Raw genomic sequence first — 18,725 nt, 5'->3', positions numbered from 1 at the left:
ACGGTGGCTGGCGAACAGCACGCGGCGCAGAGCACGGTGCCGGCGGCGGCGCGGGAGCAGCATGCGCAGCTCGCTGAGCAGATCGAGGAGCACCGCTTCCGGTATTACGTGAAGGACGCCCCGGTCATCAGCGACGCGGAGTTCGACCGGCTGCTGCGCTCGCTTGAGGCCCTGGAGGACGAGCACCCCGAGCTGCGCACCCCGGATTCCCCGACCCAGAAGGTCGCCGGAGCGTACGCCACGGAGTTCACCGAGGTCGCGCACCGCGAGCGGATGCTCTCGCTGGACAACGCCTTCGACGACGAGGAACTGTCCGCCTGGGCCGAGCGGATCGCCGCCGAGCTGGGCGGCGACCCCCGGAGCGCCGGCTACCACTTCCTGTGCGAGCTGAAGGTCGACGGCCTGGCGGTGAACCTCACCTACGAGCAGGGCCGGCTCACCCGCGCCGCCACCCGCGGCGACGGCCGCACCGGCGAGGACATTACGCCCAACGTCCGGACGATCGCCGAGATCCCGCACCGCCTCACCGGCGACCGGGTCCCGGACCTGGTCGAGGTGCGCGGCGAGGTCTACTTCCCGATGGAGAAGTTCCTCGAACTCAACGAGCGGCTGGTCGCCGAGGGCAAGCCGCCGTTCGCCAACCCCCGTAACGCCGCGGCCGGTTCGCTGCGCCAGAAGGACCCCAAGGTCACCGCCGGCCGCCCGCTGCACATGGTCGTCCACGGCCTCGGCGCCCGCGAGGGACTGGAGATCGACCGCCTCTCGCAGGCGTATGACCTCCTCAAGGAGTGGGGCCTGCCGACCGCCGCCCACAACACCGTCGTGGACTCCCTGCAGGGGGTGCGGGACTTCATCGCGCATTACGGCGACCCCGACACCCGTCGTACGGCCGTCGAGCACGAGATCGACGGCGTGGTCGTCAAGCTGGACGAGATCCGGCTCCAGGGGCGGCTGGGCTCCACCTCCCGGGCGCCGCGCTGGGCGATCGCCTGGAAGTACCCGCCGGAGGAGGTCAACACCAAGCTGGTCGACATCCGCGTCGGCGTCGGCCGCACCGGCCGGGTCACCCCGTACGCGGTGGTCGAGCCGGTGACGGTGGCCGGCTCCGAGGTGGAGTTCGCCACCCTGCACAACCAGGACGTGGTCAAGGCCAAGGGGGTGCTGATCGGGGACACCGTCGTGATCCGCAAGGCCGGCGACGTCATCCCCGAGATCCTGGGGCCGGTCGTCGACCTGCGGGACGGCGGCGAGCAGGAGTTTGTGATGCCGGCCGAGTGCCCCGAGTGCGGGACGGCGCTGCAGCCCGCCAAGGAGGGCGATATCGACCTGCGCTGCCCCAACGCCCGTTCCTGCCCGGCCCAGATCCGCGAGCGGCTTTTCTACCTGGCCGGCCGCAAGTGCCTGGACATCGAGAACTTCGGCTATGTGGCCGCCACCGCGCTCAGCCAGCCGCTGGAGCCCGCGGAGCCGCCGCTGAAGGACGAGGGCGACCTCTTCGGCCTCTCCGTCGAGCAGTTGCTGCCGATCAAGTCCTATGTCCTCGACCCCGATTCGGGCCTGCCCAAGCGCGACCCGAAGACCGGCGAGGAGAAGATCGTCACCTTCTTCGCGACCCAGAAGGGCGAGCCGAAGAAGAACACCCTGGCCATGCTGGAGAACATCCAGGCCGCCAAGGAGCGCCCGCTCGCCCGGATCCTCACCGGACTGTCCATCCGGCACGTGGGCCCGGTGGCGGCCGAGGCGCTGGCGCGGGAGTTCCGCTCCATCGACCGGATCCGGGACGCCGAGGAGGCGGAGCTGGCCGCCGTGGACGGCGTCGGGCCCACCATCGCCGCCTCGTTGAAGCAGTGGTTCGCCGTGGACTGGCACCGGGACATCATCGAGAAGTGGCGGGCCGCCGGCGTCCGGATGGAGGAGGAGCAATCGGGTGAGGAGGGGCCGCGTCCGCTGGAAGGCGTCACCGTCGTCGTAACGGGCACACTTCAGTCACACACCAGAGATGGCGCGAAAGAAGCCCTCCAGAAGCTCGGAGCGAAGGTGACCGGTTCCGTTTCTAAGAAGACCGGTTTTGTAGTGGTGGGCGACAACCCTGGTTCGAAGTACGACAAGGCCATGCAGTTGAAGGTCCCCGTCCTGGACGATGACGGCTTCGCAGTGCTGCTGGAACAGGGTCCGGAGGCGGCACGAGCGGTGGCTGTCACGCCACCTGAGGAGGAGTGAGGTGTCACCCCATCGGCGCATACCAGATTGATCCCGGACGCCGGGTCGCATTCGGGCAACCGTCGCCGATCGCTGCCCGTAGCGGCCGTCCGCGGCCTACTGTTGAGGAGTGCGCCTGCCGTGGCGCGGGCACAGCCGGCTGTGAGAGGGATCGGAATGAAACCGACCGACAGCGTCGCTCCGGCGTCGCGGCTCCGGCGGCTCGTCGTGCCCGGACTGCCCGCGACCCTCACCACCGTGGCGGGCCTCGCGCTCGCCACGGGCGTGATCCGGGCCCTCAAAAGAGGTGAACCGCTCTTCCCCGGCGCCTCCGTAGGCTGGTCGCTGGCGATCCTCACCGGTGTCATCGTCGGCCACCTCGTCGCCCTCGGGCGCGACCGCTGGTGGGGCGGCACCGGCTCCGGAGCCGCCCTGGCACTCGCCGTCCTGCTCCTGTACGGCTGGGTGCCGGCCACCCTCGTCAGCCTCTCCGTCGTCGTCCTGGTCGGCGCGGCACGCCGGCACCGCTGGCGACAGGCGGTGGTGCACGGCGCCGTGGACATCCTCGGCATCGGCGCCGCCGCGCTCGGCCTCGCCCTGTTCGGCGTGGTCTCCAGCGTCCGGCACCCCTGGAGCCCCCGGGCCTGGGACCTGGCGGTGCTGCCCGAGGTCCTGGTCACCGCCGCCGGCTACCTCGTCGTCAGCCGCGGCCTGCTCTGGGTCAGCCTCACCTCCCGCAGTGGCACCCTGCCCCCCATCCCCCGAACGGCGGTCGTCCGCCAGGCGCTCGTGGGCATCGCGCTGCTCGGCATCTCCCCGCTGATCGCGGTCTGTGCAGTGCACGCCCCGCTGCTGCTCCCGCTGTTCGCCGTCCCGCTGATCGCGCTGGACTCCACCCTGTGGATCGCCCGCGCCCGCGCCGAGGAGCAGCTGCGCGACCCGCTCACCGGACTCCCCAACCGCCAGTGGCTGCTGGAGCGCACCTGGACCGCGCTGGACGAGGCCGAACGGGTTGGGGTCCGCTCGGCGCTGGTCCTCATCGACCTCGACCGCTTCCGCTCGGTCAACGACACCCTCGGCCACCTCGCCGGTGACCGCCTGCTGCTGCAGATCGCCGAGCGGCTGCGGCACGCCCTCCCGCGCGGCGCCGAGGCGGCCCGGCTCGGCGGCGACGAGTTCGCCGTCCTGCTGCCCGCCACCGACTCCCTCACCAGCTCCCAGCGGGTGGCCCGCAACCTCGTCGCCGCCCTCGGCTCGCCGCTGGACCTCGACGGACTGACCCTGGTGCTGGAGGCGAGTGCGGGCGTCGCGGTCTTCCCCGACCACGCCCTGGACGCCGAAGGCCTGCTGCGCCGCGCCGATGTGGCGATGTACCAGGCCAAGCGGGACCGCAGCGGCGTCGAGCTCTACGAGGCCAAGCGGGACGGCAACACCCCCGACCGGCTCGGCCTGTTGGGCGACCTGCGGCGCGCATTGGACGCCGGTGAGGTCGCACTCCACTACCAACCCAAGGTGGGCTTCGACGGCCATGTCGCCGGGCTGGAGGCGCTGGTCCGCTGGGTGCACCCGGACCGCGGACGGGTCCCCCCGGACGAGTTCATCGCCATCGCCGAGTCCTCCGGGTTGATGCCCCGGCTGACGGAGTACGTCCTGGAGACCGCGCTCGCCCAGGTGGCGCGCTGGCGGGGGATGGGCCTGGAGGTGCCGGTCGCCGTCAATGTCTCCCCGCGCGATGTGCACTCCCCGGGCTTCGCCGGCGCCGTCGCCGCCCGCCTCGCCAGACACCGCGTCCCACCTGGCGCACTCCAACTGGAGATAACCGAGCACGTCCTCCTGGAGGACCCGCAGCGGGCCGCCGACACCCTCGCCGGGCTCACCGCGCACGGCGTGAAGATGTCGCTGGACGACTTCGGGACCGGCTACTCCTCGCTGGTCCACCTGCGGCGCCTCCCGGTCAGCGAGCTGAAGATCGACCGCTCCTTTGTCGCCCGGCTCGCCGTCGACACGGAGGACGCGGAGATCGTCCGCTGCACCCTGGACCTGGCCCACTCCCTCGGCCTCCTGGTCGTCGCCGAAGGGGTCGAGGACGACGAGACCTGGGAACGCCTCCGCGACCTCGGCTGTGACGCCGTACAGGGCTGGCTGGTGGCGGCGGCGATGCCACCGGACGAGACCACGGCCTGGCTGAGAGCCCGCGGTGAACACGGCTGGCGCCGTGAATCGGAGACGGCCGCCCTGGCGGCGGAGAAGGGCGCTGAGCGCCCTTCGGGACAGGTCCTGAACTGACGACCCGGCCACCGGCCGTCCCGTGTCCCCGCTCCGAGAACACACCGCGCGAACCGCACGAACCGCACGCACGGAACACACCGCGCGAGGCGCACGGCCCGAACGAACCGAGCGCACCGCACGAAGCCCACGATGCGCACGCCTCGACACCAGTGCCCGCCTCGACACCAGCGCCCGCCTCGACACCACTGCACGACCTGAACGAAGAGAACGGCCCGGAAGACCGGCCCGGTGACCATGGTCAGGCCGGGGGCGACCCCGACGGCCGGGACCTGACCGATGCGGCCGCCGACCCCGACCGCGCCGACCGCGCCGCCGACCCCGGCCACGCCGACCGTGCCGCCGACACCGGCCCCACGGCCGCCACCGGCCGCGCCGACGGCACCGATGGCACCGACGGACCACCGGAGACCGCCTGAGAGGGCGGCTCCGGTCCGCTGAGGGGGCGGCCCGGCCGTAACCACCCGTGGCCGGCGCCGCCGTCTCCCTGGGCCCGCCGTCTCCCTGGGCCCGCCGTCTCCCTGGACCCGCCGCTTCCCTGGGCCCGCCGCCTCCCTGGGCCCGCCGCGTCCCCGGACCCGGCGGCGCCCAGGTCCCGGCCCCCCCAGCGGCCCTCCGGCGTGACTGGTGCCCCGCCCACGATCCGCCCGAGCCCCGCCCCGTCAGCCGCCCCGCCGGACCCCACCCGCCCCGCCGTTCACCCGCCTCCCCGCCGTTCACCCGCCTCCCCGCCATTCACCCGCCTCCCGGCCCTCCTGGCCCCCCTCCCGGCTGCCCTCCCGGCCGTCCTCCCGCCGTCCTTCCGCTGCTCTCCCGCCGCCGTCCCGCCCTTCTCGCCGCTCCCCGGCGAAAGGGTTTCGCGGCAGCTCCGCCCTACGCCATAGGATTGGGCCGGAAAAAGTTCACAGGAGCCCGCGAGCATCCGCCTGGAGCCCGCCCCTGGAACACTCCGCCCGGAACACTCCGCCAAGAACACCAGAGGATCGCTGCATGCCTGGCATCACGCGCGAGGAGGTCGCTCACCTCGCCCGGCTGGCACGTCTGGAGCTGAAGGCCGAAGAGCTTGACCACTTCGCCGGACAGCTCGACGACATCATCGGCGCGGTCGCCCGCGTCTCCGAGGTCGCCGACCAAGACGTACCGCCGACCTCCCACCCGCTGCCGCTGACCAACGTCATGCGGCCGGACGAGGTCCGTCCGTCGCTGACCCCCGAGCAGGCGCTCTCCGGCGCCCCCGCCCAGGAGCAGCAGCGTTTCAAGGTGCCGCAGATCCTGGGGGAGGAGTGACCGACATGGCAGACCTGATCAAGCTCACCGCCGCCGAGACCGCGGCGAAGATCGCCTCCGGCGAGCTCACCGCCGTCCAGGTGACCGAGGCGCACCTGGCCCGTATCGAGGCCGTCGACGAGAAGGTGCACGCCTTCCTGCACGTCGACCGCGAGGGCGCGCTCGCCCAGGCCCGTGCCGTGGACGAGAAGCGGGCCCGCGGCGAGAAGCTCGGCCCGCTGGCCGGCGTCCCGCTGGCACTCAAGGACATCTTCACCACCGAGGGCGTTCCCACCACCGTCGGTTCCAAGATCCTCGAGGGCTGGCTCCCGCCGTACGACGCCACGCTCACCAAGAAGCTCAAGGCCGCCGACGTCGTCATCCTCGGCAAGACCAACATGGACGAGTTCGCCATGGGGTCCTCCACCGAGAACAGCGCCTACGGCCCGACCGGCAACCCCTGGGACCTGACCAAGATCCCCGGCGGCTCCGGCGGCGGCTCCTCGGCCGCGCTGGCCTCCTTCCAGGCCCCGCTGGCCATCGGCACGGACACCGGCGGCTCCATCCGCCAGCCCGCGGCCGTGACCGGCACCGTCGGCGTCAAGCCCACCTACGGCGGGGTCTCCCGTTACGGCATGGTCGCCTTCTCGTCCTCCCTGGACCAGGGCGGCCCCTGCGCCCGTACGGTCCTGGACACCGCGCTGCTCCACGAGGTCATCGCGGGCCACGACCCGCTCGACTCCACCTCCATCGACGCGCCGGTGCCGCCGGTCGTCGAGGCGGCCCGCAACGGCAGCGTCGAGGGCATGCGGGTCGGCGTCGTCAAGCAGTTCCGTGGTGAGGGCTACCAGGCCGGTGTGCTCCAGCGCTTCGACGAGTCGGTCGCGCTGATGAAGGAGCTGGGCGCCGAGATCGTCGAGCTGGACTGCCCGTCCTTCGACCTGGCGCTGGCCGCGTACTACCTGATCGCGCCCTCCGAGTGCTCCTCCAACCTGGCCCGCTTCGACGCCATGCGCTACGGCCTGCGGGTCGGCGACGACGGCTCGAAGTCCGCCGAGGAGGTCACCGCCCTGACCCGCGAGGCCGGCTTCGGCCCCGAGGTCAAGCGCCGCATCATGCTCGGCACGTACGCCCTGTCGTCCGGCTACTACGACGCGTACTACGGCTCCGCGCAGAAGGTGCGGACGCTGATCACCCGCGACTTCGAGAAGGCCTTCGAGCAGGTCGACGTGATCGTCTCGCCGACCACGCCCACCACCGCCTTCCCGATCGGCGAGCGCGCGGACGACCCGATGGCGATGTACCTCGCCGATGTGTGCACGCTCCCCGTCAACCTGGCGGGCAACGCCGCCATGTCGCTGCCCTGCGGCCTGGCTCCCGAGGACGGCCTGCCGGTCGGCCTGCAGATCGTCGCCCCGGCCATGAAGGACGACCGGCTCTACAAGGTCGGTGCCGCGGTCGAGGCCGCGTTCACCGCCAAGTGGGGACATTCGCTGCTTGAGGAGGCACCTGCCCTGTGAGCGCCATGACCAAGAAGGCCAAGAACTTCAAGAAGTCCAAGTCCGGCCTGTACCTGTCGATCGGCAGCACCGCGTTCGGCGCCATCAGCGTCGCCAAGCAGGCCAAGCTGGCCCGCAAGGAGAACGACACGCTCCGCCTGATCGACGCCGCCGTTTCGGCCGCGGCGATCGTCACCGGCCTGGCGATCCTCTACCGCGAACTGAAGCGCCTGGGCGACGACGACGTCCTGCTGGGCTGAGAGGGATTGTTTCACCGTGACTGTCACTGACCTGGTGTCGTACGAGGACGCCCTCGCGGCCTACGACCCCGTCATGGGCCTGGAGGTCCATGTCGAGCTCGGCACCAAGACCAAGATGTTCTGCGGGTGCTCCACCACCCTGGGTGCCGAGCCCAACTCGCAGACCTGCCCCACCTGTCTGGGCATGCCCGGCTCGCTCCCGGTCGTCAACGCGACCGGCGTCGAGTCCGCCGTCAAGATCGGTCTCGCCCTGAACTGCTCGATCGCCGAGTGGTGCCGCTTCGCCCGGAAGAACTACTTCTATCCGGACATGCCGAAGAACTTCCAGACCTCCCAGTACGACGAGCCGATCGCCTTCGACGGCTACCTCGACGTACAGCTGGAGGACGGCGAGATCTTCCGCGTGGAGATCGAGCGCGCCCACATGGAGGAGGACACCGGCAAGTCGACGCACGTCGGCGGCGCCACCGGCCGCATCCACGGCGCCCGGCACTCCCTCCTGGACTACAACCGCGCCGGCATCCCGCTCATCGAGATCGTCACCAAGCCCATCGTGGGCGCGGGCGAGCGGGCCCCCGAGGTCGCCAAGGCGTACGTCGCCGAGCTGCGCGAGCTCATCAAGGCGCTGGGCGTCTCCGAGGCCCGGATGGAGATGGGCCAGATGCGCTGCGACGTGAACCTGTCGCTGCGTCCCCAGGGCACCGAGAAGTTCGGTACGCGTTCGGAGACCAAGAACGTCAACTCCCTGCGCTCCGTGGAGCGTGCGGCCCGCTTCGAGATCCAGCGCCACGCGGCGGTGCTCTCCTCCGGCGGCACGATCATCCAGGAGACCCGCCACTTCCACGAGGACGACGGCTCCACCACGTCCGGCCGGGTCAAGGAAGAGGCCGAGGACTACCGCTACTTCCCCGAGCCGGACCTGGTGCCGGTGGCCCCCGCCCGTGCGTGGGTCGAGGAGCTGCGGGGGACCCTGCCCGAGCTGCCGCGGGTGCGCCGCAACCGCCTCCGCGAGGAGTGGGGCGTCTCCGAGCACGACATGCAGTCCATCCTCAACGCCGGCGCGATCGACCTGATCGTCTCCACCGTCGAGGCCGGTGCGGACCCCGCCGCGGCCCGTAAGTGGTGGATGGGCGAACTGGCCCGCCGCGCCAACGAGGACGGCGTCGAGCTGGCCGCCCTGCCGATCACCGCCGCGCAGGTCGCCCGGGTCACCGCGCTGGTCGCCGACGGCTCCCTCAACGACAAGCTGGCCCGCCAGACCATCGAGGGCGTGCTGGCCGGCGAGGGCGACCCGGACACCGTCGTGGAGAAGCGCGGCCTGAAGGTCGTCTCCGACGAGGGTGCCCTGGGCACCGCCGTCGACGAGGCGATCGCCGCCAACGCCGCCATCGCCGACAAGATCCGCGGCGGCAAGGTGGCCGCGGCCGGTGCCCTGGTCGGCGCGGTCATGAAGGCCACCCGCGGCCAGGCCGACGCGGCCCGGGTCCGCGAGATGATCCTGGAGAAGCTGGGCGTCGAGGGCTGACGCGTTCCGTTTCCCCGCACGAGCGGCCGTCCCTCTGCCGAGGGGCGGCCGCTCGCCGTTTCCCCACCGCTACCGGCCCGCTCCCGCCACCACCCGATCGGCCCGCCCGGGAATGCCCAGCCGCGCCGCCGTGCTGTGATCGCAGAAGGGCCCCTGACGTCACGTCATCCGACGGTGGAGGGGCCACCGCTCAGCCCCGTGGAGGAACGGTGCAGCAGCACGCTCTCGCTTCGCAGCTCGGCCGGGTAGGAGTCTGGCACGGCGGGCTCGGCCGGGTACCGGCGGCAACCGCCCGCCGGGCCGCCGCCGAGATCGAGCAACTCGGTTACGGCGCCCTGTGGTTCGGGGAGAACCCGGCGACCGAATCCGCCAGCCAGGCCGCCGTACTACTGGCCGCCACCGAGCGCCTCACGGTCGCCACCGGCATCGCCAACATCTGGGTGCGCGACGCCTCCGCCGCCAACGCCGCCGCCCAGACCCTCGCCGAGGCGTACGACGGCCGCTTCGTGCTCGGACTGGGTGCCAGCCACGCCCCGATCATCGGCCAGCGCGGCCACACCTACGCCAAGCCGCTGGCCGCCATGCGGGAGTACCTCGACGCGATGGACGCCGCCCCGTACGGCGGCCCGGCGGCCGACCCCGCGCCGGCCCGCGTGCTGGCGGCCCTCGGCCCCAAGATGCTGGAACTGGCCCGGGACCGGACGGCCGGCGCCCACCCGTACTTCGTCCCGCCCAAGCACACCGCCCGCGCCCGCGAGACGCTCGGCACCGGCCCGCTGCTCGCCCCCGAACAGGTCGTCCTGCTGGAGACCGACCCCACCAAGGCCCGCGCCCTGGCCCGCGAGCACCACACCCGCTTCTACCTCCAACTGCCCAACTACACCGGTAACCTCCGCCGCCTCGGCTTCGACGACGCGGACTTCGCCGACGGCGGCAGCGACCGCCTGGTCGACGCGATCGTGGCGTGGGGCGACGAGGACGCGGTGCTGCGCCGCGTACGGGCACACCTCGACGCGGGCGCCGACCACGTCGCCGTCCAGCCGCTGACCGCCGACGGAAGCCTGGGCCTGGACCCACTCCGCCGGCTGGCACCGGCGTTGTCGGCCGTCTGACCCGCCCGCCCGCACGTCGTCCGCACCCTGCCCGGGCCGGGGACGGGCAGGGTGCGGGCCGGGTGCGGGCTCGGCTCGGAACGAGGGGCGGCATCGGTCCGGGCCCGGGAGGGGACCGGACCGATGCCGCCGTCAGACGGCGCTACGAGCGCTGGTCCGCCCGGGCGGGGTGTCCCGGTGACTGACCGCCAGGTAGCCCACGAGCAGCACGATCGGCACCGTGAGCGCGAGCGTGACCGGACCGGTCCCCCAGCCGAGGCCGTCGCGCGCGGTGGAGACGCCCATCCAGTCGGCGAACGAGGCTCCGAGCGGGCGGGTCAGGACGTACGCGCACCAGAAGGCGGCGACGGCGTTCAGCCCGAGGAAGCGCCCGGACAGCGCGGGCACCGCGATGAGCGCGGCGAACAGGAGGCCGGAGGGGAGGTACCCCAGCTGGAAGGTTCCCGCGGTGAGGTCGCCCACCGCGGTGCCGAGCGCGAACGTGGTGAGCACCGTCGCCCAGTAGAACGTTTCGCGGCGGCGGGAGCGGATGCTGTGGATGGAGAGCGTCCCCTCGGTCCGGTACCAGGCCGTCAGGATGGCCGCCAGTGCCACGGTGAAGGCCACTGCCGAGACCGTGTACGGGATACCGGCAATGACGTGGACGACATCCGCGGCCATCGTGCCGAACACGCTGACCATGACGATCGCGGACCAGTAGACCCACGGCCGGTAACGGGTGGTCCGGAACTGGAGCACCAGGAGCGCGACGAGGCCGGCCAGTCCGAGGCTGCCCGCCGGTATCGGCCCGAGCGTCCGGCCGAGGTAGTCCGAGGCCGTCTCGCCCATGCCGGTGGTGAGGACCTTCACCACCCAGAACAGGGCCGTGACCTGCGGCACCTTGCTCCAGCCCGGTCCGTGTCCGCTGGGGGACAGCGGCTCTTGGCCGTACCCTTCCCCCAGGTGCAGGGTCGTCGCCCCGCCGGTCCACTGCGCCATCGTCCCGTCCGCCCTCCCGGCGCGCTGCGCCGTCTCGGCAACCCACTACATTTCGGGCACTGTTCAGCGGACCACGCGTGGTCGGTGGTCGCCGTCCAGCCATCGTCTACAGGACTGTAGACGATGGTGGGTGTGGGCTGCGCAGCGCGGTGGTCGGTGGATGCGGTGGGTCGGCCGGCCGTGGACGCGTCATACGTGCTGCCGTCGGCCGCTGAAGTGGCAGCATGCCGTGTCATGCCAGACGACAGTACGCATGGGTTTCAGGCGGGACAGACGGGACTCATCGTCAGGATCCCGGACGCGGAGCCGGCCGTCCGCACATGGCGCGAACGGTTCGATCCCTCAGCCCGAGCGGGGGTCCCCGCACATATCACCGTGCTCTTCCCGTTCCTCGACGAGAGCCGCATAGACGCGCGCGTCCGCTCGGCCCTCACCGATGTGTTCAGCCGACATCACGCCTTTGACCTGCGGTTTGCGAGCTGTGGGCGGTTTCCGGGGGTGCTGTACCTCGCTCCTGAGCCGGACACGCCGGTGCGGCGGCTCACTGAGGCGATCGCCGACCGGTGGCCCGAGGCGCCTCCCTACGGCGGTAAGTTCACCGACGTGGTGCCCCACCTGACCCTGGCTGACGGTCAGGACGATGCCGCCCTGGAGGAGATCGAGGCCGGCCTGCTCGGCGCACTGCCCTTCACGTCCCGGGTCTCGTCGGTGGACCTCATGGTGCACAACGGCACGCGGTGGCAAGTGCGGGCGTCGTTCGCACTGCGTGCATGAACGGGTCATGCGTCCCGGGCTCAGCGGCCCAGTCGCTCCAGGGCGGCGAGCGGATAGCGCTCCCCGGCGACCGCACCGTCGGGCACGGCGGCCCGCAATAGGGCGGCCTGCTCGGGGGAGAATCCGAGACCGGCCCCGGCAACGTTCTGCTCCAGATAGGCCCGGCGCTTGGTGCCGGGGATCGGCACGATGTCCTCGCCCTGGGCCAGCAGCCAGGCGAGTACGGCCTGCGCGGGCGTACAGCCGAGGGAAGCGGCGACGTCCCGCACTGCGCGGACCAGCCGCAGATTGCGATCGATGTGCTCCTCGGCGAACCGCGGCCACCGGCGCCGGGCGTCCTCGTCGCCGAGGTCGCTGCGAGCGGCCAGCGCGCCGGTCAGCATCCCCCGCCCCAGCGGCGAGTACGCCACGACCCCGATGCCGAGCTCCCGGCAGATCGCCAGCATCTCCCCCTCCACCACGTCGCGGGTGAAGAGCGAGTACTCCAACTGCACCGCGCTGATGGGGTGCACGGCGTGCGCCCGCCGCAGCGTCCGCACGCTCACCTCGCTGAGGCCCAGGTGCCGCACGGTGCCCGCCGCCACGAGTTCGGCCATCGCCCCGACCGTCTCCTCGATGGGCACGTCAGGATCGCGCCGGTGCAGGTAGTAGAGGTCGAGGTGATCGGTCCCAAGGCGCCGCAGCGACGCATGACACGCCTCGCGCACCCAGGCCGCCGAACCGTCGACCGCATTGACCCGCCCGGTGGCTTCGTCGTGCCGCAGCCCGAACTTGGTCGCCACCACCAGCCCGTCCCGCCGGGCGGTCCCGCGCTCGCGCAGCCACCGCCCGAGGAACTCCTCGTTGGCGCCCCGCCCGTAGGCGTCCGCGGTGTCGAGCAGCGTCACCCCCAACTCGACCGCGCGGTCCAGCGTCCGCACCGACTCGGCATCGTCCGGTACGCCGTACGACGTCGACATGCCCATACAGCCGAGACCGAGGGCGGAGACGAGCGGTCCGTGGGTACCGAGGCGGCGCTGCTGCATCGTCATGGCCCCTGCCCGCTCAGGTGGTGGCGAGGGCGAGGAATTCGGCCCAGGCGAGCGGGCTGAGCGTCAGCGTCGGCCCGTCGGGGTGCTTGGAGTCGCGGATGTGGACGTTGGAGGACGAGGCGGCCACCTCTACGCAGTCGCCGCCGGCACTGCCGCTGTAGGTGGACTTGAACCAGATGAGGCCGTCAGAGAAGGACTGGGCTGCTGTGCTGGTCATGACGCTCCTAGCAAGTCGTCCAGCAGGCCCCTGGTCTCCTCAGGTGTAAGAGCCTGCGATCGCAGCATCCCATACACCTGTTGATACACGCTGACCTCGTCGGGATCGTCGACCAGGAAGCTGATCCGTTGCGCTTCGATGTACACGAGGTGATCGTGCTCGGGTGTCTCCAGCAGGACGAGTGGACCGTCCAGCGAGGCATGGGTAGATCGCTCCGTCGGCATGATCTGAAGCCCTACGAAAGGGAGTTCGGCGCACGACCTGAGATGACGGATCTGTTCGCGCAGGGTGTCAGGTCCTCCAATCGGTCGATGGAGTACGACCTCTTCCAGGATGAAGTTGAGCACGGGACGAGGCTTCTTGCGCACCAGCAGGTTCTGCCGATTGAGGCGCGCGGAGACCCACTCGTCGGCCTGATCCTCGTCAAGAGGCGGGTAGAGGCAGTCGAACACCGCGCGTGCGTAGGCCTCGGACTGCAACAGGCCAGGCATTACCTGGTTCTGGTACGAGAGCACGGTCAGGGCCTCCTCCTCGTGCTCCACCAGGTCCTGAACGAAGGCAGGAAGCTTCTCCCGCTCGGGAACCTTCGACACCGCAACCGCCAACGCGCCCTTGGTGCCGAGCAGTTCATCAAACGTCTCCGCCAAATCGATCTTCAAGGCCCTCCGCCCCTGCTCGATCGACCCGATCGTGTCCTCGTGCAGCCCCACCGCCTCCGCCAGCTCAGGCTGCGTCAGCCGAGCCGCCTTCCGGAAGTGACTCAACTGGGCCCCGATCACATGCCAGGACGTGATCCTCTTCGGTTTGCTCGCTGGGTGCATGCGGCTTGCCTTCCCCCCGTTGCGACGGCCTGATGCGGCGAGAAGTCGTACAGCGGATCCGTACGACCTCACGCTGTGGCCCACCATAGTCACCCACTGTGACAGTGGCGTCATGCACAAGGAGATCCACGCACTCGGCTCCCGCACCGCCTTCTACCGTCGTGAGCGCCGTTCCGTCGCGCTGGCCAGGGAGTTCGCCCGCACCGCACTCGCCGACTGGGACCGGAAACAGCGGGCGGACGACATCGTGCTCTGTGTGAGCGAACTGGCCACCAACGCCCTGCTGCACGGTGTCCCGCCGGCCCGCGGCTACCGACTGTGGCTGTCGTTCGACGCCCCGGCCGGGCTGCTGCGCGTCGAGGTCCACGACAGTGGCGACGGGGAGCCGCGGGTGCCGCGGACGTCTCCCCTCGCGGCCCGGGAGGCCGAATCCGGGCGCGGGTTGCTACTGGTGAGGGCACTCGCCGATGCGTGGGGCGTCGGCGAGCGCGTACCCGGAAAGATCGTGTGGTGCGAATTCCGCGAGGGGAGCGCCGACGCCGACGAGGGTCATGGCGGCTCGTGAACGTGCGGGCCGACCGCCGACTGCCAAGCGTTGCCGTCGCCCATGCTTCGAACCCCTGATTCGGATGGGAAAGGAAGGGGCCGCCGGCCGGTCTCCTCCGTGGGTGCCCGCGTGGCTCCTTGTCAGAGCCATGTGACACAGTGTGTCCCGCGGCTGGGCGGGGGATTTGAGGGGGGCTTGCCATGTCGTTGAGTGGTCGTGGCACGCCATTTGAGGTATCCGCATCCACTTCTGTGCAGGCGGGGGAAGCGCTCTCGCGCTGGAATGAATTATCTGAGTACTGCCATGGCGGATACCCGTGGGGCCAGGAGGACTACCTCCCCGGTGTTGCTCTCCGTTCGACCATTCATGCGGCTCTGAAGGACAGTCAAGGCCGCGCTTCCCGTGGGCATGGCCACTCGGTGAATTCTCGGATGTCTCCCTCAGAAGTGAACTGAGGAGGCATTGACGGCTTTGATGTCTGTGCCCTCACGCCGTGACCCTCGCCAGCGCTGTCCGAATGTCCATGAAGAACGACCCGCCAAACGTCTTACGTGCCGATCTGCAAGGAAAGGATCTGGTTCAGAGAATGACCACGCCATACCCGTCACCCCAGGAATATCCCGGCGCATCGTCGGGCTTTCCGAACTCCGGGCAGCCTGGTGGACATCCGCCGCAAGGGCCCGGTGGGCACGTCCCTGCAGGGCCCTACGGGCAGCAAGGGCCGTACGGTGCGCCCCAGCCCGGGCCGCCCTACGGTGCGCCGCAGCAGGCTCCGTACGGATATGGCGGGCCGGGCATGGTGCCGCCGCCTCCGCTGCCGCCGAAGAGCAGCGCCGGGAAGGTGTGGGGGATCATCGGGGCGGTGGCCGGTGTGCTGGTGATCGGGGGTGTGATTGCGCCCGCGGTGCTGTCGGGCGGTGGCGGAGGCGGTACGGGTACGTCCTCCGCCGGGCCGAAGTACAAGATCACGGTGCCGCAGTCGCTGGTCGGTGGGAAGTACTCGTTGACCAAGGACGTGTCCCAGCAGATGGGCGCTCAGGTGCCGAGCGACGGGGTGAACGCGCACGATGTGCGTGCGGCGGGCGGGCAGTACACCGGTGGCACCAAGTCGCTGGTGGTGTCGGGGATTTACGGGTCCATGGACGATCCCGAAGAGGGCATCGACCACATGATCAATGGCATGACCACATCCCCCGGGGTGGAAGTCGCCGTTGCGGACAAGGAGTTCACGCCCAGTGGTGGCGGCGAACCGCTGAAGTGCGGTGTGGATGTGAAGCAGGTGGCAGGGCAGAAGGTCACGGTGCCGTTCTGTGCCTGGGGGACCTCCAGCACGACGGGCACCGTCGCACAGACCGATGCCGCCGAATTGGAGAAAGCCCCGGATTCGGTCGATCTTCAGGATCTCGCCGATGAGGTGAGCAAGATCCGGAGCGAGGTGCAGGTTCCGGACGGCGGGTGATCGGGAAAGGGTGGGCGATCGAGAGAGGGCTGACGAGCGGGAAAAGGGGACGGTCGGGAACGGTGGGTGAGTTCCCCAGCGGCGTCTCTTGTGGGAAAGTCCACAAAGAGGTCAAAGGATCTTTTTCGGGTGTCACTCTGCTCTGATGAGGGCCCGGTGCCGCCCGCCTGACCGGTTGGTGGCGGGGCGCTCCGTCCCCGTACATTCGCGCTCGGCACCACCCGTTACCCGGGAGATATCGACGCACAACCCGGGAAGCAGTCGAGGTCCGTGACCGCTCTGGCTCGGTGGTGTCTCAGGCGCCGCATCGTGGTGATCGTTCTTTGGCTTGCCGCCTTCGCGGGTGTGGCCGTCGCCGCGGGGGTGAACGGGTCCGCGTACTCCAACAACTACGAGGTGCCGGGGACCGAGTCCGGGCAGGCGACGGCGCTGATGGCGAAGGCGTTCCCGCGGCAGGCCGGGGACAGCGACACCATCGTCTGGCACACCGACCGGGGGACGGTGCGGTCCGCGGCCGTCGAGAAGACGATGCGGCGGACGTTGGGAGAGGTGAAGCGGCTGCCCGGGGTGGCCGATGTGCGGGGGCCTTATGGCAAGCATTCCGAAGGCGGCGCGCAGAGCGGGCGGCAGATCAGTGCGGACGGCCGTACGGCATTTGCCTCGTTGATCTTTGAGCGGCCGGCTGAGGAGTTGGATGCGGGGCAGGTCAGGAAGGTCGTCGACACGGCGCGGGCCGCGCGCGGGGACGGGCTGCAGGTCGAGCTGGGCGGGGCCGGGATCGCGGTGACCGAGGCACCGCGGGCGCAGTTCTCGGAGCTCATCGGGCTGGGGGCGGCGGCCGTGGTGCTGCTCCTGGCGTTCGGGTCGCTGGCGGCGACGTTCCTGCCGATCGTTACGGCGGTGGCTGCGGTGGGGACGGCATCGGCCGGGATCACGTTGCTCGGCCACGCCATGACCGTCGCCGACTTCGCGCCGATGCTCGGGAGTCTGATCGGGCTCGGAGTGGGGATCGATTACGCGCTGTTCATCGTGACCCGGCACCGGAAGGGGCTGCGGGCGGGGCTGTCGGTGGAGGAAGCCGCCGAGCGCGCCGTGGCGGTGTCCGGGCGGGCGGTGGTGTTCGCGGGGGCCACGGTGTGTATGGCGCTGCTGGGAATGCTGATCCTGCGGCTGGGGTTCCTCAACGGGGTGGCGTTGGCCGCCTCGCTGACCGTCGTGCTGACCGTGGCGGCCTCGGTGACGCTGCTCCCGGCGTTGCTGGGGCTGCTGGGGATGCGGGTGCTCGGCCGGCGGGAGCGCCGGCGGCTGGCCGAGGAGGGGCCGCGGCCCGAGCGGCAGACCGGGATGGCCGCCCGGTGGGCCGGGTTCGTCGAGCGGCACCCCAAGCTGCTGGGCGGGCTCGCCGCCGTCGTCATGCTCGCCCTCGCGCTGCCCACGTTCGGGCTGCACCTGGGCACCTCCGACCAGGGCAACAACCCCGCCACCTCGACGACCCGCAAGGCGTACGACCTGCTGGCGCGGGGCGGGGCCGGTGACGGGCCGGACGGCGGTTTCGGGCCCGGGTTCAACGGGCCGCTGACCCTGGTGGGGTCCCTGGACGGGGCCGAGGACCGGGTCGCCTTCGACGCGCTGCCGAAGCGGCTGCGGACCACACCCGGCGTCGCGCAGGCCAGCGGGCCCGCGTTCGACGGGAGCCGTAGCACCGGGGTGATCACCGTCGTACCGGACAGCTCCCCGCAGTCCCGGCAGACCTCCGACCTGGTGGAACGGCTGCGGACGGAGGTCCTGCCCAAGGCCGAGGGCGGGACCACGCTCCAGGTACGGGTCGGTGGCGTCACCGCGAGCTACGACGACTTCGCCGGCGTCATCGTCGGCAAGCTGCCGCTCTTCATCGGGGTCGTGATCGCGCTGGGGTCGGTGCTGTTGCTGCTCGCCTTCCGGAGCATCGGCATACCGCTCAAGGCGGCGCTGATGAACGTCGCGGCGGTCGCCTCGTCCTTCGGGGTCGTGGTCGCGGTCTTCCAGTGGGGGTGGGGGAGCGAGCTGCTGGGGCTGGGCAGCGCCGGCCCGATAGAACCGTTCCTGCCGGTGATCATGGTGTCGGTGCTCTTCGGGCTCTCCATGGACTACCAGGTGTTCCTGGTGTCGCGGATGTACGAGGAGTGGCAGCTGACCCGGGACAACCGCCGGGCGGTACGGGTCGGCCTGGCCGAGACCAGCCGGGTGATCAACTCTGCGGCCGTCATCATGATCGCGGTCTTCGCCGCCTTCGTGCTCAGCGGTGACCGGACCATCGCGATGTTCGGGATCGGCCTGGCTTCCGCCGTGGCCCTGGACGCCTTCGTCCTCCGTACGCTCCTGGTGCCCGCTCTGATGCACATGCTGGGCGGCGCCAACTGGTGGCTGCCGTCCTGGCTGGACCGGTGGCTGCCGCGGGTGAGCATCGAGCCGCCACCGGAGACGGACGGGGCGGACCCGGCGGACGGGACGACGGGCCAGGACGGGGAAGCGGCGCTGGTGCGCAGCTGAGCGAAGAGGCGCTGGTGCGCACATGAGCGGGGCGGGGGCTCAGGGAACGGGCGGATCGTGGGCGCTGGCGGCCGGCGGGTCCGGAGCGCGCCCAGGCGTGGCGGCGACGACATCCGACCAGCAGCGCCCCCTCCCGCAGCACCGCCCCGAACGCCCCCAGCAGTCCGACCCCGCGCGCCCCCACCACCCCTCGTATGCCTTCTGAGCTGTGCGAATGCGGTC

Annotated in this window: 16 protein-coding genes; 12 read left to right on the top strand and 4 right to left on the bottom strand. The window is 71.0% G+C overall.

Annotated elements, in window-relative coordinates:
- The first annotated feature begins 3 nt into the window (after nucleotides 1-3).
- The 8 genes from ligA (at nucleotide 4) to AB0G84_RS28075 (ending at nucleotide 10,147) form a co-directional block, all read left to right on the top strand.
- Nucleotides 4-2,220 (top strand): NAD-dependent DNA ligase LigA, encoded by a 2,217-nt coding sequence (gene ligA / locus AB0G84_RS28110; RefSeq protein ID WP_361326535.1) that lies wholly within the window; start codon nucleotides 4-6, stop codon nucleotides 2,218-2,220.
- Nucleotides 2,221-2,376: 156 nt separating this feature from the next.
- Nucleotides 2,377-4,485 carry a bifunctional diguanylate cyclase/phosphodiesterase gene (locus AB0G84_RS28105; RefSeq protein ID WP_361326532.1) on the top strand — a complete coding sequence of 703 codons (2,109 nt, stop codon included), beginning with the start codon at nucleotides 2,377-2,379 and terminating at the stop codon, nucleotides 4,483-4,485.
- Between the two features lie 152 nt (nucleotides 4,486-4,637).
- Nucleotides 4,638-4,904, top strand: a complete 267-nt coding sequence (locus tag AB0G84_RS28100; RefSeq protein WP_361326529.1) for a hypothetical protein — start codon at nucleotides 4,638-4,640, stop codon at nucleotides 4,902-4,904.
- 571 nt (nucleotides 4,905-5,475) lie between these two features.
- A complete protein-coding gene (gene gatC, locus AB0G84_RS28095; protein WP_006602950.1) occupies nucleotides 5,476-5,772 on the top strand; it encodes an Asp-tRNA(Asn)/Glu-tRNA(Gln) amidotransferase subunit GatC in 297 nt (98 codons plus the stop codon).
- Nucleotides 5,769-7,271, top strand: a complete 1,503-nt coding sequence (gatA, locus tag AB0G84_RS28090) for an Asp-tRNA(Asn)/Glu-tRNA(Gln) amidotransferase subunit GatA (protein WP_361326525.1) — start codon at nucleotides 5,769-5,771, stop codon at nucleotides 7,269-7,271. The genes gatC and gatA overlap by 4 nt, the downstream gene beginning before the upstream one ends.
- Nucleotides 7,272-7,276: 5 nt before the next feature.
- On the top strand, nucleotides 7,277-7,510 hold the full coding sequence (locus tag AB0G84_RS28085; protein ID WP_033266953.1) for a hypothetical protein: 234 nt from the start codon (nucleotides 7,277-7,279) through the stop codon (nucleotides 7,508-7,510).
- Nucleotides 7,511-7,526: 16 nt separating this feature from the next.
- The gene (gatB, locus tag AB0G84_RS28080) at nucleotides 7,527-9,035 is read left to right on the top strand and encodes an Asp-tRNA(Asn)/Glu-tRNA(Gln) amidotransferase subunit GatB (protein ID WP_361326522.1); all 1,509 of its coding nucleotides are present in this window, start codon (nucleotides 7,527-7,529) and stop codon (nucleotides 9,033-9,035) included.
- A 209-nt stretch (nucleotides 9,036-9,244) separates the two neighbouring features.
- Nucleotides 9,245-10,147 carry an LLM class F420-dependent oxidoreductase gene (locus AB0G84_RS28075; RefSeq protein WP_361326519.1) on the top strand — a complete coding sequence of 301 codons (903 nt, stop codon included), beginning with the start codon at nucleotides 9,245-9,247 and terminating at the stop codon, nucleotides 10,145-10,147.
- A gap of 132 nt (nucleotides 10,148-10,279) precedes the next feature.
- Here AB0G84_RS28075 and AB0G84_RS28070 read toward each other — a convergent pair whose 3' ends face one another.
- Nucleotides 10,280-11,125 carry a hypothetical protein gene (locus AB0G84_RS28070; RefSeq protein WP_361326516.1) on the bottom strand — a complete coding sequence of 282 codons (846 nt, stop codon included), beginning with the start codon at nucleotides 11,123-11,125 and terminating at the stop codon, nucleotides 10,280-10,282.
- Nucleotides 11,126-11,359: 234 nt separating this feature from the next.
- On the opposite strand from AB0G84_RS28070, the gene AB0G84_RS28065 reads away from it, so the two are divergent.
- Nucleotides 11,360-11,899: a 2'-5' RNA ligase family protein gene (locus AB0G84_RS28065; protein ID WP_361326513.1), complete on the top strand. Its 540-nt coding sequence runs from the start codon at nucleotides 11,360-11,362 to the stop codon at nucleotides 11,897-11,899.
- Nucleotides 11,900-11,919: 20 nt separating this feature from the next.
- On the opposite strand, the gene AB0G84_RS28060 is transcribed toward AB0G84_RS28065, so the two are convergent.
- From AB0G84_RS28060 to AB0G84_RS28050, 3 genes are read right to left on the bottom strand one after another with little or no spacing between them, the layout of a single operon-like run.
- Nucleotides 11,920-12,924 carry an aldo/keto reductase gene (locus AB0G84_RS28060; RefSeq protein WP_361326669.1) on the bottom strand — a complete coding sequence of 335 codons (1,005 nt, stop codon included), beginning with the start codon at nucleotides 12,922-12,924 and terminating at the stop codon, nucleotides 11,920-11,922.
- Nucleotides 12,925-12,943: 19 nt separating this feature from the next.
- A complete protein-coding gene (locus tag AB0G84_RS28055) occupies nucleotides 12,944-13,147 on the bottom strand; it encodes a DUF397 domain-containing protein (protein WP_361326510.1) in 204 nt (67 codons plus the stop codon).
- On the bottom strand, nucleotides 13,144-13,968 hold the full coding sequence (locus tag AB0G84_RS28050; protein WP_361326508.1) for a helix-turn-helix transcriptional regulator: 825 nt from the start codon (nucleotides 13,966-13,968) through the stop codon (nucleotides 13,144-13,146). Before AB0G84_RS28050 ends, AB0G84_RS28055 begins: the two co-directional genes overlap by 4 nt.
- 112 nt (nucleotides 13,969-14,080) lie before the next feature.
- Here AB0G84_RS28050 and AB0G84_RS28045 point away from each other — a divergent pair, with 112 nt between their 5' ends.
- The 3 genes from AB0G84_RS28045 (at nucleotide 14,081) to AB0G84_RS28035 (ending at nucleotide 18,503) form a co-directional block, all read left to right on the top strand.
- Complete coding sequence (locus tag AB0G84_RS28045; protein WP_361326506.1) at nucleotides 14,081-14,533, top strand: ATP-binding protein; 453 nt, start codon at nucleotides 14,081-14,083, stop codon at nucleotides 14,531-14,533.
- A gap of 844 nt (nucleotides 14,534-15,377) precedes the next feature.
- Complete coding sequence (locus tag AB0G84_RS28040) at nucleotides 15,378-15,974, top strand: hypothetical protein (RefSeq protein WP_361326504.1); 597 nt, start codon at nucleotides 15,378-15,380, stop codon at nucleotides 15,972-15,974.
- A 270-nt stretch (nucleotides 15,975-16,244) separates the two neighbouring features.
- Nucleotides 16,245-18,503, top strand: a complete 2,259-nt coding sequence (locus AB0G84_RS28035) for an MMPL family transporter (protein ID WP_361326501.1) — start codon at nucleotides 16,245-16,247, stop codon at nucleotides 18,501-18,503.
- Nucleotides 18,504-18,725: the final 222 nt, after the last annotated feature.

Source organism: Streptomyces sp. NPDC020742 (genome assembly GCF_040641675.1).
In the GTDB taxonomy this organism is placed as follows: Bacteria; Actinomycetota; Actinomycetes; order Streptomycetales; family Streptomycetaceae; genus Streptomyces.
Note: the sequence above shows the minus strand (reverse complement) of the source record. Positions and strands in the feature narration are given on the sequence as shown.